This window comes from Xanthomonas hortorum pv. pelargonii, from assembly GCF_024499015.1.
GTDB lineage: Bacteria > Pseudomonadota > Gammaproteobacteria > Xanthomonadales > Xanthomonadaceae > Xanthomonas > Xanthomonas hortorum_B.
The window spans coordinates 1356247-1370242 of record NZ_CP098604.1; the positions used below are offsets into that span (position 1 = coordinate 1356247).

The following is a 13996-nucleotide window of genomic DNA, read 5'->3' on the forward strand; positions in this document are numbered from 1 at the left end:
GCCCAGCTGGATCAACACCCCACCTTTCAGCGCGTGACCTCTTCCACCCGCGCCCAGTCAGCTGCATCGACCTTGGTCAGCGTTTCCAGCGCGCCGAGGTTTTCTTCCAGTTGCGCTACGCGGCTGGCGCCGAGAATCACCGTGGACACATGCGGATTGCGCAAGCACCAGGCGATGGCCAGGCGTGCGGGCGACTGGCCCAACTCGGCGGCCAGCGCGCAGAACGCGCGGGCACGTTCCAGGCGGCGGGCCTCCGGTGCACCCAGCACTTCGTCCTGCAACCAGTGATTGCCCGGCTGGCCCAGGCGGCTGTCGGCGTCCACGCCGGCGTTGTACTTGCCGGTCAGCAGGCCCGAGGCCAGCGGCGACCAGATGGTGGTGCCCAGCCCGGCTTCGCATAGCGGGGCGTACTCGCGCTCCAACCGGTCGCGATGCAGCAGGTTGTACTGCGGCTGTTCCATCGACGGGGCGTGCAGATGCTCCTGCTCGGCGATGGCGATGGCGGCGCGTAACTGTTCGGCGCTCCATTCGGAGGTGCCCCAGTACAGCACCTTGCCCTGGCGGATCAGTGCGTCCATGGCGCGCACGGTTTCCTGGATGGGCGTCTCCGGGTCGGGCCGGTGGCAGAAATACAGATCCAGATACTCCACGCGCAGGCGCTTGAGTGCGGCATGGCAGGCGTCGGTGATGTGCTTGCGCGAGAGCCCGCGCTGGGTCGGGCGCGGGCTGTCCACCGCGCCGAAGAACACCTTGCTCGAGACGCAATAGCCATCGCGCGGCAGGCGCAGGTCGGCGATCACATCGCCCATCACTTCTTCGGCGCGGCCGCGTGCATACACCTCGGCGTTGTCGAAAAAGTTGATGCCGTTGTCCCAGGCGGCAGCAATCAGGTTGCGCGCTTCGCTGCGCCCGATCTGCTTGCCGAAGGTGACCCAGGCCCCGAACGACAAGGCCGACAGCTGCAGCCCGGTGGAACCCAGACGACGGTAATGCATTGGCAGACTCCAACAACCTCCGTGGCGCCCTGCCCCGGATCGGCGTGCGCAGTGTAGGACGTGAGGTTGCTGGGGCGACAGGGCGTGGACTGCGTAATCCGCAGGCATTCCGCCACCAACGGAATTGCCTGCCCATCAGTAACCGCAGAAAGTGGGAGCGCGGTGGCGTATCCGGGTGCGGGACCGTGTGGCGGCATGGATGCCGCCACCGAGCCTACATGGACGTACTTGCGGTGTCCCGCTCCCGGATGCGACGCCACGCATCGACCAACGCCGCGCACGACGTCTGCCAGTTCGAGGCGAACGCTTCAGTGGCTGTAGGGCGCTTGCACGCGTACCGGCGTGGGACACGCCGCAAGTACGTCCGTGTAGGCTCTTCTGCGGCATCCATGCCGCATAAGGTCCCACGCCGGTACGCGCGCAAGCACCTTCGGCTGTCGTCGGCGACTGATGGAAAAGCAGCGTCTGGCTGCCGGATCGAATCACGGAGCGTGGCCTTCGCTGGCGCCATCGCGCTATCCCTTCCACTACCAGCGGTGAGTCGACTCCGCAAATCCCCCACTTTGCGCAAGCACGGCTCACCCGCTCGCTACTGCCGGCCTGTCAGCGCCCGCTGCATCTCGGCTGCGGGCTAAAGGGGAGCCTCTGAACACCGCTCGCCTTGCCCACCGTCACCCCCTGCTCTAGGCTTCTCGGTTTGCCGTCTGCGCCGGGGAATGGAATGGTCGAAGGTTTGGGAAGGATCGGCTTTGGCCTGTTCGGTCTGGCGGTGCTCATCGGCATCACCTGGCTGTTTTCGAACAACCGCCGCGCGATCGACTGGAAGCTGGTCGCCACCGGTCTGGCGCTACAGATTTCGTTCGCCGCACTGGTGCTGCTGGTGCCGGGCGGGCGCGACGTGTTCGACTGGCTAGGCCAGGGCTTCGTGAGGGTGCTGAGCTTCGTCAATGAGGGCTCCAGCTTCATTTTCGGCAGCCTGATGGACATCAACAGCAACGGCTTCATTTTTGCGTTCCAGGTGCTGCCCACCATCATCTTTTTCTCCGCGCTGATGGGCGTGCTCTACCACCTGGGCGTGATGCAGGTAATCGTGCGTGCGATGGCCTGGGCGATCACCAAGGTGATGCGCGTGTCGGGGGCGGAAACTACCAGCGTGTGCGCCAGCGTGTTCATCGGCCAGACCGAAGCCCCGCTGACGGTGCGCCCGTACATCCCCAAGATGACCCAGTCCGAGCTGCTGACGATGATGATCGGCGGCATGGCACATATCGCCGGTGGCGTACTGGCTGCGTACGTCGGCATGCTCGGCGGCAGCGACCCCGCACAGCAGGCGTTCTACGCCAAGCATCTGCTCGCCGCCAGCATCATGGCCGCGCCCGCCACCCTGGTGGTGGCCAAGCTGCTGGTGCCGGAAACCGGCACCCCGCTGACCCGCGGCACGGTCAAGATGGAAGTGGAAAAGACCACCAGCAATGTCATCGATGCGGCTGCGGCCGGCGCCGGCGATGGCTTGCGGTTGGCGCTGAATATCGGCGCGATGCTGCTGGCCTTCATCGCGCTGATCGCGCTGATCAACGCACCGCTGACCTGGTTGGGCGATGTCACCGGCGCCGCCAAGGCGCTGGGCCATCCGACCAACCTGTCGACGATCTTCGGCTACGTGCTGGCGCCGATCGCCTGGGTGATCGGCACCCCGTGGGTGGACGCGACCACGGTCGGTTCGCTGATCGGCCAGAAGGTGGTGATCAACGAGTTCGTCGCCTACAGCGAGCTGTCGCGGATCGTGAAGGGCGAAGTACCGGGCGTGGGCCTGAGCGCCGAAGGCCGGCTGATTGCCACGTATGCGCTGTGCGGCTTTGCCAACTTCAGCTCGATTGCGATCCAGATCGGCGGCATCGGCGGTCTGGCACCGGAACGCCGTCACGATCTGGCCAAGTTCGGGCTGCGCGCGGTGCTCGGCGGTTCGATCGCAACGTTCATGACCGCTACCATTGCCGGCGTGCTCTCGCATTTCGGTTGAGGTGGCGCGGGTTCATCGGTGTGCCGGTCTAATCGCCGCACGCCACGTTTTATTCAGTCATTCAAGTTAAGGGTATTTATGAGTTCGGTCGTCGTTGTCGGGTCCTTCAATGTCGATCACGTGTGGCGCTGTGATGTCCTGCCCGCGCCGGGTGCCACCATCGCCGGTCGCTACAGCACCGGCCCCGGGGGCAAGGGGTTCAATCAGGCGGTCGCGGCCGCGCGTGCCGGCGCCAAGACGCATTTTTTGTGCGCGCTGGGCGACGATGCCGGTGGTGCGCTGGCGCGCTCGCTTGCCGCGCACGATGGCTTTGCGCTGATCGCCGAGCCCAGCAATGAGCCGACCGGCACCGGCGGTATCTATGTCGATGCGCACGGCCGCAACACCATCGTGATCGGTGCCGGTGCCAACTCGGTGCTGAGCGCCGCGTTCGTCGACAACCAGCGCGCGCTGGTCGCCTCGTCCCGGGTGTTGCTGGCGCAATTGGAATCGCCGGCGGAAACCATCGAATCTGCGCTGGCCTTGGCGCGTGAGTGCGGCGTACTGACCGTGCTCAACGCCGCGCCGGCCAATGCGCCGACCTCGATCGGTCTGCTCAAGCTGTCGGATGTGCTGACGCCCAACGAAACCGAATTCGCCGCCCTGCTCGGCCGCCATGTCGGCGAGCGTATCAATGCCGACGACGTGGCCGCGCTGGATGGCAACACGCTGCATTCGCTGTGCCGCAAGTTGTTGCCCGGCGGCACTGTGGTGGTGACGTTGGGTTCGGTAGGCGCGTTCATTTCGCACGCCGAAGAACAGCTGCGTGGCGATACCGCCGCGCATTACCGGGTGGGTGCGGAAAGCGCGCAGACGGTGGACACCACCGGCGCCGGCGATGCCTTCAACGGTGCGCTGGTGGCCTCGCTGGCGCAGTCGCCCGGCGCCAGCTTCAACACCCACGTGCGCTTTGCCACCCGCTATGCCGCACGCTCCACCGAAGTGGAAGGCGCTGCTACCTCGATGCCGCGAATGGTGCCCGAACCGGCGGTGTGATCCGCACGCTTCACGCGATCGACGAAGGCGACCGCAGCGATGCGGTCGCCTTTTGCGTTCAGGGCGTTGGCCTGCACGTTAGAGAATGTTTTTGATTGGCGAACGGCATGTTGAGACCTGTCTGCCGACGGATGCTGCGAACACTGTCGGCAACGAAACCTCTGTCCTCTTCATCGGACAGTCGTCTGGGGTAAACAGGACGAGGCCTGATGCAGTGTCGGGCGCCCGTACCCTCATCCGGCGCTGACGCGCCACCTTCTCCCGATGGGAGAAGGATGGAGAAACCCCCTCCCCGCGGGGCGAAAAGGCGCTGCCTACGCGCCACTGGCGCGTGTGCCTTGGAGCGCCCGCGCCGCAAGCGCGGGCAGGGGCGCGAAGCGGGGGTTGGGGTGAGGGTACGACGGAAGACAGTCAACTAACCGGAGAGGCGGGGTGAGATGTCGGCCCGCCAACATCTCCGCCATAGCCGTCGTTTTTTAGAGCGCTGACATTGCTCAACTGACTCGCATAGCAGTGGCGCAGGACTGAAGCCCGCAAGCGCTCTTACGATTCCCTCCCCATTCCCGACTTCCCATTCCCCGCCCAGCTACAATGCCGCCATGCACATCGGCCCCTACTCCATCGACCCAAAGGTGATCCTGGCCCCGATGGCCGGCGTCACCGACAAGCCGTTCCGGCTGTTGTGCAAGCAGCTGGGCGCCGGGCTGACGGTGTCGGAGATGACCATCTCCGATCCACGCTTCTGGGGCACGCGTAAATCGCTGCATCGCATGGACCATGCCGGCGAGCCGGATCCGATCAGCGTGCAGATCGCCGGCACCGAGCCGCAGCAGCTGGCCGAGGCCGCGCGCTACAACGTGGATCATGGCGCGCAGCTGATCGACATCAACATGGGCTGCCCGGCCAAGAAAGTCTGCAACGCCTGGGCCGGCTCGGCGCTGATGCGCGACGAAGACCTGGTGGCGCGCATCCTGCGCGCAGTGGTGCAGGCGGTGAATGTGCCGGTGACCTTGAAGATCCGCACCGGGTGGGATTGCGATCATCGCAACGGCCCCACCATCGCGCGCATCGCGCAGGACTGCGGCATTGCGGCGCTGGCAGTACACGGGCGCACCCGCGATCAGCATTACACCGGCAGTGCGGAGTACGCGACGATTGCGCAGATCAAGGCTGCACTGCAGATTCCGGTGATCGCCAATGGCGATATCGACTCGCCGCAGAAGGCGGCGCAGGTGCTGCGCGACACCGGCGTGGATGCGGTGATGATCGGCCGCGCCGCGCAGGGGCGGCCGTGGATCTTCGGCGAGGTGGCGCATTATCTGGCCACCGGCGAACTATTGCCGCCGCCGTCGTTGGCGTTCGTGCGCGACACCTTGCTTGGCCATCTGCAAGCGCTGCATGCGTTCTACGGGCAGCCGCAGGGCGTGCGCATCGCGCGCAAGCATCTGGGCTGGTACGCCAAGGATCACCCGCAAAGCACCGACTTCCGCGCGGTGGTCAATCGCGCCGAAACGCCGGAGGCGCAGCTGGCGCTGACCCGCGATTATTTCGATGCGTTGATCGCCGGTGTGCCGCCGGCGCTGTCGGCCGCTGCCTGAATCTGATTTTTCTAGCTTCAATTTTTTGAGAGCTGCACGCATGAGCGCACCTGGCGACACACCCACCTATCTGCATGGTTTTTCGCCCACCGAACAGGCACGCCTGCTCAAACAGGCGCGCTTGCTCGAAGCCACCTTGTTCAATCAGATCGACTACAGCGGCGCGCGGCGTCTGCTGGAAGTGGGCAGCGGCGTGGGCGCGCAAACCGAGATCCTGTTGCGCCGCTTTCCCGATCTGCACGTTACCGGCGTGGACTTGAGCGAAGCGCAATTGGGCGCGGCACGCGCGAATCTCGAGCGGCTGGCGTGGTGCCGCGAGCGCTACACCTTGCAACAGGCCGATGCGACCGACCTGCCGTTCGAGGCGCGTCAATTCGATGCGGCATTCCTGTGTTGGGTACTCGAACATGTGCCCTCGCCCGCACGCGTGCTCAACGAAGTGCGCCGCGTGCTATTGCCGGGTTCGCCGGTGTACGTCACCGAGGTGATGAATGCCTCGTTCCTGCTGCATCCGTACTCGCCGAATCTGTGGCGCTACTGGATGGCGTTCAACGATTTTCAGCACGACCAGGGCGGCGATCCGTTCGTCGGCGCCAAGCTGGGCAACCTGCTGCTGGCCGGCGGCTTTCGCGATGTGCAGACCGAGATCAAGACGCTGCACCTGGACAACCGCGAGCCGGGCCGGCGCAAGACCATGATCGGGTTCTGGGAAGAAGTGCTGCTGTCGGCGGCCGAGCAATTGCTGCAGGCCGGCGCGGTTGACGCAGAGACCGTGGAAGGCATGCGCCGCGAACTGGCGCAAGTGCACAGCGACCCGAATGCGGTGTTCTTCTATTCGTTTGTGCAGGCGCGCGCCACGGTGTACTGAGCCGGCGCCGAGAGGGTCTAGTGCGCGGTTCTACTGAGTAACCGGCGCAGGCGCGGCGGCATGTTCCAGATCGCCGGTCAGCACCGTGCCGGCCGGCTCGTGCCAGATGCGGTGCCACATTTGCGCCAGCACTTCGCCGATCTGATCGCGTGCCACCGGCGCCCGGTAGGCCGCCTGGACCTGCCGCGGGGTGATCGGCTGCCACTGGCCGTCCTGGCGATGGGCGACCACGAAGTTGAAGTTGTAGTCTGGCTCCAGGCCCATGCGCAGATCGCTGAGCATCAACTCGTCGTCGACCAGGCGCGCGCGCATGAAGCCGCGATTGAACCGGGTCAGCCGGCGCACCGATTCGAACCTGGCCACTTCACCCAAAGCCTGGGTGTTGCTGGAATAGCCGCGGAACTGCATCGGGCCCTTGTCGGCGACCAACGAGCGCTCGCCGATCACATAGCCGTTGGGCGTCATCGCCACCACCCGCCACAACAAGGTATTGAGCGGCATCGGCACCGAGAAGCGTGGCGCATCCTTCAAACCGAGTGCGGCCAGCGCGCGATTGGCTTCGCGGTCGACCAGGTGCTTGGCCAGCAGCGACCAACCCAGATACGCAGAACTCAACGCAAGGCCGATCACCAAGGCGTGCTGGGCAAGCGGCCGCGCACGTGCGAACCACGCCACCGCACAGGCCAGCAACAGCCATAGCGTGTAGCCCGGATCGATGATGAACACACTCGACCACATCGCCGGATGCGGCTGCAACGGCCACCACAACTGGGTGCCATAGACGGTAAAGGCATCCAGCAAGGGATGCGTGATCAAGGCCAGTTGAATCGCCCAGAACCAGCGCTTGGGCGCACTGGCCACCCGCCGGTTGCCGTAGCGGCGATACAGCCACCAGATCAGCCAACCGACGAATGGCAGCACCAACAACGAATGGCTGGCGCTGCGATGCACGGTCATCTGCGTGACCGGGTCACTGGTAAAGGGCAGCAGCGCCAGCGAATCGAGGTCGGGCAAGGTGCCCAGTGCCGCGCCGGCCAACAAGGCGGCACGGCGCTGTCCGGCCGGGGCGATGGCGGCAGCGACGGCGGCGCCGAGAACGATCTGGGTCAATGAATCCATCGCCCGATGCTAGCAGGCCCAACCTGCATTGGCAGGCATGTTTGTACGCGTTTTCAGTCGAATGCAGGGCGATCATCGGCGAGGCTTGGCTGGTCGTCCGGGACAGCAGCGCCTTGCTGTCACCGACGTCTGCTTAACTCCATTGCCACCTGTTCAGGCGCACAATGCAACGGACATGCGGGGCGTGTATCATCCGCAGCCATCTTTTCATCCGAATCAAGGGATATAAGCCAGATGTCCAGCTACCTGTTCACCTCCGAATCGGTCTCCGAAGGCCATCCGGACAAGATCGCCGACCAGATCTCCGACGCTGTGCTGGATGCCATCCTGGCCCAGGACAAGCGTGCCCGCGTGGCGTGCGAGACGATGGTCAAGACCGGTGTTGCGATCGTTGCCGGCGAAGTGACCACCAGCGCCTGGATCGACCTGGAAGCGCTCACCCGCAAGGTGATCCTGGACATCGGCTATAACAGCTCCGACGTCGGCTTCGACGGCGAGACCTGTGGTGTGCTCAACCTGATCGGCAAGCAGTCGCCGGACATCAACCAGGGCGTTGACCGCAAGAACCCGGAACAGCAGGGCGCCGGCGACCAGGGCCTGATGTTCGGCTATGCGACCAACGAGACCGACAGCCACATGCCGGCGGCGATCCACCTGGCACACCGCCTGGTCGAGCAGCAGGCCAAGATCCGCAAGAAGAAGAACTCGGCGCTGTCCTGGCTGCGTCCGGATGCCAAGTCGCAGGTCACCCTGCGCTATGAAGACGGCGTTGCGACTGCGATCGATGCGGTGGTGTTGTCGACCCAGCACGATCCGGGCGTCAAGCAGAAAGACCTGATCGAAGCGGTGCGCGAGGAAATCCTCAAGCCGGTGCTGCCGGCCAAGTGGCTGCACAAAGGCACCAAGTTCCACATCAACCCGACCGGCAAGTTCGTGATCGGCGGCCCGGTGGGCGATTGCGGCCTGACCGGTCGCAAGATCATCGTCGACACCTACGGCGGCTGGGCACGTCACGGCGGCGGTGCGTTCTCGGGCAAGGATCCGTCCAAGGTCGATCGTTCGGCTGCCTACGCTGCACGCTATGTGGCCAAGAACGTGGTGGCTGCCGGCCTGGCCGACCGCTGCGAAGTGCAGGTTTCCTACGCCATCGGCGTGGCCGAGCCGACCTCGATCTCGGTCACCACCTTCGGCACCGGCAAGATCGCCGACGAGCAGATCGAAAAACTGATCCGCAAGCATTTCGACCTGCGTCCGTTCGGCATCATCCAGATGCTCGACCTGATCCACCCGATGTACCAGCAGACCGCCTCTTACGGTCACTTCGGCCGCAAGCCGAAGGACTTCAGCTACACCGACGCAACCGGTGCGCAGCACAACGCCACCGCGTTCTCGTGGGAAAAGACCGACCGTGCCGATGCGCTGCGCGCCGACGCCAAGCTGAAGTAAGTCAGTTGCTCCTGCGGGAGTGGAACTGACGAGAAGTGCAAATGGGCCGCAGATGCGGTCCATTTGCGTTTTGGCCGAACGCGTATCGTGATCAAGGCTTGTGTGGGGAGCATCGCCTGCCGATCAGCGGTAGCAATACTGGGAGCGCGGTGTCGCGTCCGGGGGCGGGACCGTGTGGCGGCATGGATGCCGCCACCGAGCCTCCAGGGATGGATTTACGGCGTGTCCCGACACCGGATGTGGCACCGCGCCGCCGACCGACTCCGCATACCGATCGGCCTTGCGCAAGACATCTCGCGTTTTCATGCGAATGCTTCGGTTTGCTGCGGGCGCTTGCACGCGTACCGGCGTGGGACACGCCGCAAGTACGTCCGTGTAGGCTCTTACGCGGCATCCATGCCGCGTAAGGTCCCACCCCGGCACGCGTGCAAGCACCACCGATCATTGTCGGCGACTGAAAGAAAAGCGGCGGCCGGTTGAGTGATCGTGGTTTGGATCGTGTTTCCGTCGCCACTACTAAAGACGAAGTGCTGCGATGATCCCAACGACATGGCCTGCAAAAAACCGGCGGGTGCGATGTCTGCTTGAAAGTATTATCTGCCGATCAGCAGTGGCAATGTTGGGAGCGCGGTGCCGCGTCCGGGGGCGGGACCGTGTGGCGGCATGGATGCCGCCACCGAGCCTCCAGGGATGGATTTACGGCGTGTCCCGACACCGGATGTGGCGCCGCGCCGCCGACCGACTCCGCACACCGATCGGTCTTGCGCACGACATCTGGCGTTTTCATGCCAATGCTTCGGCTTGCTGCGGGCGCTTGCACGCGTACCGGCGTGGGACACACCGCAAGTACGTCCGTGTAGGCTCTTACGCGGCATCCATGCCGCGTAAGGTCCCACGCCGGTACGCGTGCAAGCACCACCGGTTGTTGTCGGTGGTTGACGGAAAAGCGGGGTCTGGTTGAACTGATCGAGCTTCGGAGCGTGGACTTCGCTGGCGAAGTGATAGTTCCAACGACTGGCACTGTGGCGGCAGTGTCGAATGGCAACGTGTTGAATCGATACCGACAACATCGCCTGCGGAATCAGCAAGCATTAGGCGGCTTGAAAGCCTTTAGCTTTGCTTTGCGACAGCGACGATTCTGCGGGAGAGGGGTTGGGGTGAGGGTACGGGGCGAAGCCTCCTTGAGTAATCGATGACACGAGGCTTCGCACGTACCCTCATCCGCCCCTGCGGGGCACCTTCTCCCGGTGGGAGAAGGAACGGCCGCTGACCGCCTTTTTCGAGTTAAAGATTGCTGCTGTACGGTTACCGATCAAGCTGCAGCTGCTTCTCAAGCGCCTGCGTAAACTCCGGCAACGGGCACGCCATGCGTTGCTCTGCTTTGCAAACGCCAAGCGCCAACTTCTGCTGCAACGGCGGATGCTCCAGATTGAGCGGCGCCAGCGTCCGCAGTTGATCCAGCGATTGCGCCAGATACTGCGCACGCACCACCTGCTTCCCACTCGGCTCGCGCCATAGGCCCAGCACCAACGCACCGCCCGGCGGCGGATCATCCGCGCCGTAGCCGGGCAAGTGAAAGTGCACACCCAGCAAACTGCTCAACGCGGCGATATGCGTGTCGCTGCCGACGAACAGCGATACCTTCGCCGCCTGCGCGTCGCCGAAGCGTTGCAGCACTTCGCGCGCCAGCGGTGCGCCCGAGCGTGAGGCCATGTAGTGCGGCCGTGCGTAGATGTCGAACAGCAGCGCATGCAGCCGCGAGACCTGAGCCAGTCGCTCGGGCGTGGCGCGGCCCCAGCCGACCTGCGACTGCGGCAAGCCTTCGGCGTATTGCAGCAGCAGGACCTCGCCGGTGCCGGAGGTCAGATCGATCGGCCCACCCAAGGCCAGGCCGCGGCCATTGGCAGACGGCCTCAGCGTGGATGGCATCTGCGCAAAGTCGCAGGGCGTGCGGGTGCAGCCCAGAATCTGCTGCATCGCCTGCAGTTCGGCCGCATGCCCTTGCAGCAACGCGGCAGGACCGCCGGTCTGCTTTTCGATCGATGCCACTGCTGCGGCGGCATCGAATGCAACCGCGCCGGCTTCGATCGGTCGAAACAACGGGTCGTTGCTGCCGGCCTCACGGTGCCCGGCCACGATGCCGCAACCGGGTGCCAACGCCTCGGCCAGCAAGGCGCCGCTGTCGATGGTGCGCTGATCGGTGTTGGCCCAGATCGACACGCTGCCTGCCGCCGGGCAACCGCTGCTCGGCAACACCTTGTGCTGCGCCAGCCATTGGCGCAGATACTCGCCGCTCAATTGCACGCCGATGCGCCCATGCGGGGTGAGCAGGCTAGCCGGCGTGGACCACTGCGGCCACGGTGCGTCTGCGTAGTGCGCGGCGGCGGCTTCGCCCTGCAATGGCGCACGTACACCATGTCGGAACACCACAACCACGCGCTCCAATTGCGCGGTCTGCACGACTGCAGGCGGCGCAGGTGTCCGCGGCGTGCAAGCGATCAGCAGCAACACGCCAAATGCGAGTACCGGCATCAGCCAGCGCGGCCGAGGCGCTGTCTTCGAGCGTTGCCTGACACCTGCCTGCAACGGCGCATTGATCCCGCGCGACGGTAACAACGCAATCCCCAGCGCGTCGCTGCCGTCATCGCCTGCGGGCGTCTGTTCACCACCCTGCCCAGTTTTCATCGCTTGCCTGGAACACATACTTGGCGGTCATCCCGTTGGTCATGGCGGAATGTACGGTGCCAATATGCAAGGCAGACGACACCTGGCGAAACTTCCTCAAATATTCGGGCAGCCGCCACGCGGCGATAGATCCCCGGAATCAGCCGCACGATTGCGGCACCAAGTGCGGCATCAGTCTTGTCCAACCACGACTCGCCGCCGGGTGCGCTGCCTTGCGTACATAACCCGACACACCGGTCGTCAGGACACACTGCACAAGGCAGCAGCACGATGACATGCAGATGGGTCGGCATCAGCCCATCGACACACGCCCGAACCGCGTGCGTGATGCGTCACCTGTCCGCGCTCGCATGGTCCTGCGTCTGCATGCGAGCGATGCCGCGCAGATCGGCTTGCACTCAGGTGCGCAGGAAGATTTCCACACGCCGATTGAGTTGTCGCCCGCCGGGGTTGTCCTGTCCATTGAGCGTATTCGGCGCTACCGGCTGCGATTCGCCGTAGCCCTTTGCGCCGGCCGACTGCGCGGCACCGCGTGTGCGTAACGCGGCCAGTACTGCATCGGCGCGGCGCTCGGATAGCGCCTGGTTATAGGCATCGCTGCCCTTGGCATCGGTATGCCCGCGCACTTGCATGTCCTTGGTGTTGACCTTGCCGAGTGCGGCGGCCAGCACGTCGAGTACGCGCGCGGCATCGGGGCGGATCTCGACCTTGTCGAAGTCGAACAGGATGCGTTCGTTCAAGGTGATCAGATAGCCGCACGGCGCGCCGGGAGGTGCGAACTTCTGCAGCAGCGGGAAGCGCCCGGCAGGCGGCACCTTCGGCAGCGGCGGCATGCGTACCTCGCGCGGCGGTGTGCCGACGGTACCGGTGCCATCGCCGCGGTTCTGCACCAGCCCGTCCGGGCCGTTCCAGGTACCCGAGCCGTCGGCGTTGATGGTGATCAGGCCGCGTGGACCGTTCCAGGTGCCGCTGCCATCGCCGTGATTGTTCACCAAGCCGCTATTGTCGCTGTTCCAGGTACCCACGCCCTTGGCGTCCAGGCTGATCAGACCGGCCGGGCCGTTGTAGGTGCCGGCACCATTGGCTTGCACCTGGATGATCGCGTCGTCGCCGCCGGCGCCGCTCGCATTGATGGTGCCGCTGCCGTCGGCGTTGACGCGGATCAAGCCGCCGTCGAAGTTGGCGGCGCCGCTGCCGTCGGCCTTGAGGTCGAAAAGCCCGCCGTCGCCGTTGCGCAGCAGATTGCCGTTGGCATCGACGCTGGTGATGCCGGCATCGTTGATCAGGGTGCCGCCATCGCCGCAACGTGCCGGCGCCATGCTGACACCTTCGATCGGGTCGAGAATGTCCTGCAGCGAGGCTTCCAGCGCGCGCTGGGCCGGGGTCACGCCGGCGATGTCCGGCACCACGATCAACGGGATGGCCGGGAACTCGGGCACCGCCTCATCGGTGGCCGGCGGCGCATCGGATGGACGCGCTGCAGTCTCCGCTGCCGGCGGCGTTGCAGCCGCAGCGTCTGCCGCGTTCTTCTGACCTTCGCCGCGGCCGCAACCGGCCAGCAGCAAGGGCACCCAGATCACTGCCGACAGCGTATTGCGCATCGCGTCTTCCTTGTTGGAGCGTGTTCGAGAGAACCGCCTGATAGCATGAGGCTGGTAAACAATGCGCTAAGAACGGCGAACAAAACCGCTGCGCGGCCGCTAGGCGTGAGTGCAGTGACTTTGTCGGTCACGTCTTGGTGAATGCAGTCAAAAGCCTAGTTAGTCGAGGGCACGGTGCCCTCGCCGCTCGCGGGAAACGCCGTGAACCCGTCCCTGGGGGCTCGGTGAAGGCATCCATGCCGCCACACGGTCCCGCAATCGGCGAGGACACCGCACCAGACAGTTATAGGTTGCCTTGTTGAAAGCCTGCCTATTTCTCGGCTTGTCTTGGAAGCTGATCGGGCGCGCCGTCACCCAAACCACGCACGTCATGCATTGCTTGCACCATGCAAAACGACACTCTCGACTTGTCCTTGCCCGCCCACCGTCGCGGGACCTTACGCGGCATGGATGCCGCGTAAGAGCCTACATGGACGTACTTGCGGCGTGTCCTGCGATGGTGGGCGGGCAAGGGCCCTGCAACCAACTCGCAGCGTCGAGCGCGCGGCGCCCTCACCGCTCGCGGGACACGCCGTGAATCCATCCCTGGAGGCTCGGTGGCGGCATCCATGCCGCCACACGGTCCCGCA

General features: G+C 64.9%; 9 protein-coding genes. 5 read left to right on the top strand and 4 right to left on the bottom strand.

What is annotated here, in order from left to right; translation table 11 throughout:
* Positions 1–26: 26 nt before the first annotated feature.
* Entirely contained in the window at positions 27–995 is a 969-nt protein-coding gene (locus NDY25_RS06110) for a potassium channel beta subunit family protein (RefSeq protein ID WP_168957057.1), read from the bottom strand.
* A gap of 721 nt (positions 996–1716) precedes the next feature.
* On the opposite strand from NDY25_RS06110, the gene NDY25_RS06115 reads away from it, so the two are divergent.
* The 4 genes from NDY25_RS06115 (at position 1717) to NDY25_RS06130 (ending at position 6516) form a co-directional block, all read left to right on the top strand.
* Entirely contained in the window at positions 1717–3015 is a 1299-nt protein-coding gene (locus NDY25_RS06115; protein ID WP_006451423.1) for a NupC/NupG family nucleoside CNT transporter, read from the top strand.
* Positions 3016–3093: 78 nt separating this feature from the next.
* Positions 3094–4050: a ribokinase gene (locus NDY25_RS06120; protein ID WP_043888963.1), complete on the top strand. Its 957-nt coding sequence runs from the start codon at positions 3094–3096 to the stop codon at positions 4048–4050.
* Positions 4051–4649: 599 nt separating this feature from the next.
* Positions 4650–5648, top strand: coding sequence for a tRNA dihydrouridine synthase DusB (gene dusB, locus NDY25_RS06125; RefSeq protein WP_168957058.1), 999 nt, complete (start codon positions 4650–4652; stop codon positions 5646–5648).
* 40 nt (positions 5649–5688) lie between these two features.
* Positions 5689–6516, top strand: a complete 828-nt coding sequence (locus NDY25_RS06130) for a class I SAM-dependent methyltransferase (RefSeq protein WP_168957059.1) — start codon at positions 5689–5691, stop codon at positions 6514–6516.
* Positions 6517–6546: 30 nt separating this feature from the next.
* Here NDY25_RS06130 and NDY25_RS06135 read toward each other — a convergent pair whose 3' ends face one another.
* Positions 6547–7635, bottom strand: a complete 1089-nt coding sequence (locus NDY25_RS06135) for a metal-dependent hydrolase (RefSeq protein ID WP_168957060.1) — start codon at positions 7633–7635, stop codon at positions 6547–6549.
* A 234-nt stretch (positions 7636–7869) separates the two neighbouring features.
* On the opposite strand from NDY25_RS06135, the gene metK reads away from it, so the two are divergent.
* Positions 7870–9081: a methionine adenosyltransferase gene (metK, locus tag NDY25_RS06140; protein WP_006449196.1), complete on the top strand. Its 1212-nt coding sequence runs from the start codon at positions 7870–7872 to the stop codon at positions 9079–9081.
* 1305 nt (positions 9082–10386) lie between these two features.
* Here the strand turns inward: metK and NDY25_RS06145 are convergent.
* The gene (locus tag NDY25_RS06145; RefSeq protein ID WP_425526359.1) at positions 10387–11613 is read right to left on the bottom strand and encodes a histidine-type phosphatase; all 1227 of its coding nucleotides are present in this window, start codon (positions 11611–11613) and stop codon (positions 10387–10389) included.
* A gap of 551 nt (positions 11614–12164) precedes the next feature.
* Positions 12165–13367: an OmpA family protein gene (locus NDY25_RS06150; RefSeq protein WP_343243421.1), complete on the bottom strand. Its 1203-nt coding sequence runs from the start codon at positions 13365–13367 to the stop codon at positions 12165–12167.
* Between the last annotated feature and the right edge of the window lie 629 nt (positions 13368–13996).

Bases quoted from the DNA above. Each gene is read 5' to 3' on its own strand.
- NDY25_RS06145 (WP_425526359.1), bottom strand. From the start codon at position 11,613: ATGCCGGTACTCGCATTTGGCGTGTTGCTGCTGATCGCTTGCACGCCG.
- NDY25_RS06115 (WP_006451423.1), top strand. From the start codon at position 1,717: ATGGTCGAAGGTTTGGGAAGGATCGGCTTTGGCCTGTTCGGTCTGGCG.
- NDY25_RS06120 (WP_043888963.1), top strand. From the start codon at position 3,094: ATGAGTTCGGTCGTCGTTGTCGGGTCCTTCAATGTCGATCACGTGTGG.
- metK (WP_006449196.1), top strand. From the start codon at position 7,870: ATGTCCAGCTACCTGTTCACCTCCGAATCGGTCTCCGAAGGCCATCCG.
- NDY25_RS06110 (WP_168957057.1), bottom strand. From the start codon at position 995: ATGCATTACCGTCGTCTGGGTTCCACCGGGCTGCAGCTGTCGGCCTTG.
- dusB (WP_168957058.1), top strand. From the start codon at position 4,650: ATGCACATCGGCCCCTACTCCATCGACCCAAAGGTGATCCTGGCCCCG.
- NDY25_RS06135 (WP_168957060.1), bottom strand. From the start codon at position 7,635: ATGGATTCATTGACCCAGATCGTTCTCGGCGCCGCCGTCGCTGCCGCC.
- NDY25_RS06130 (WP_168957059.1), top strand. From the start codon at position 5,689: ATGAGCGCACCTGGCGACACACCCACCTATCTGCATGGTTTTTCGCCC.
- NDY25_RS06150 (WP_343243421.1), bottom strand. From the start codon at position 13,367: ATGCGCAATACGCTGTCGGCAGTGATCTGGGTGCCCTTGCTGCTGGCC.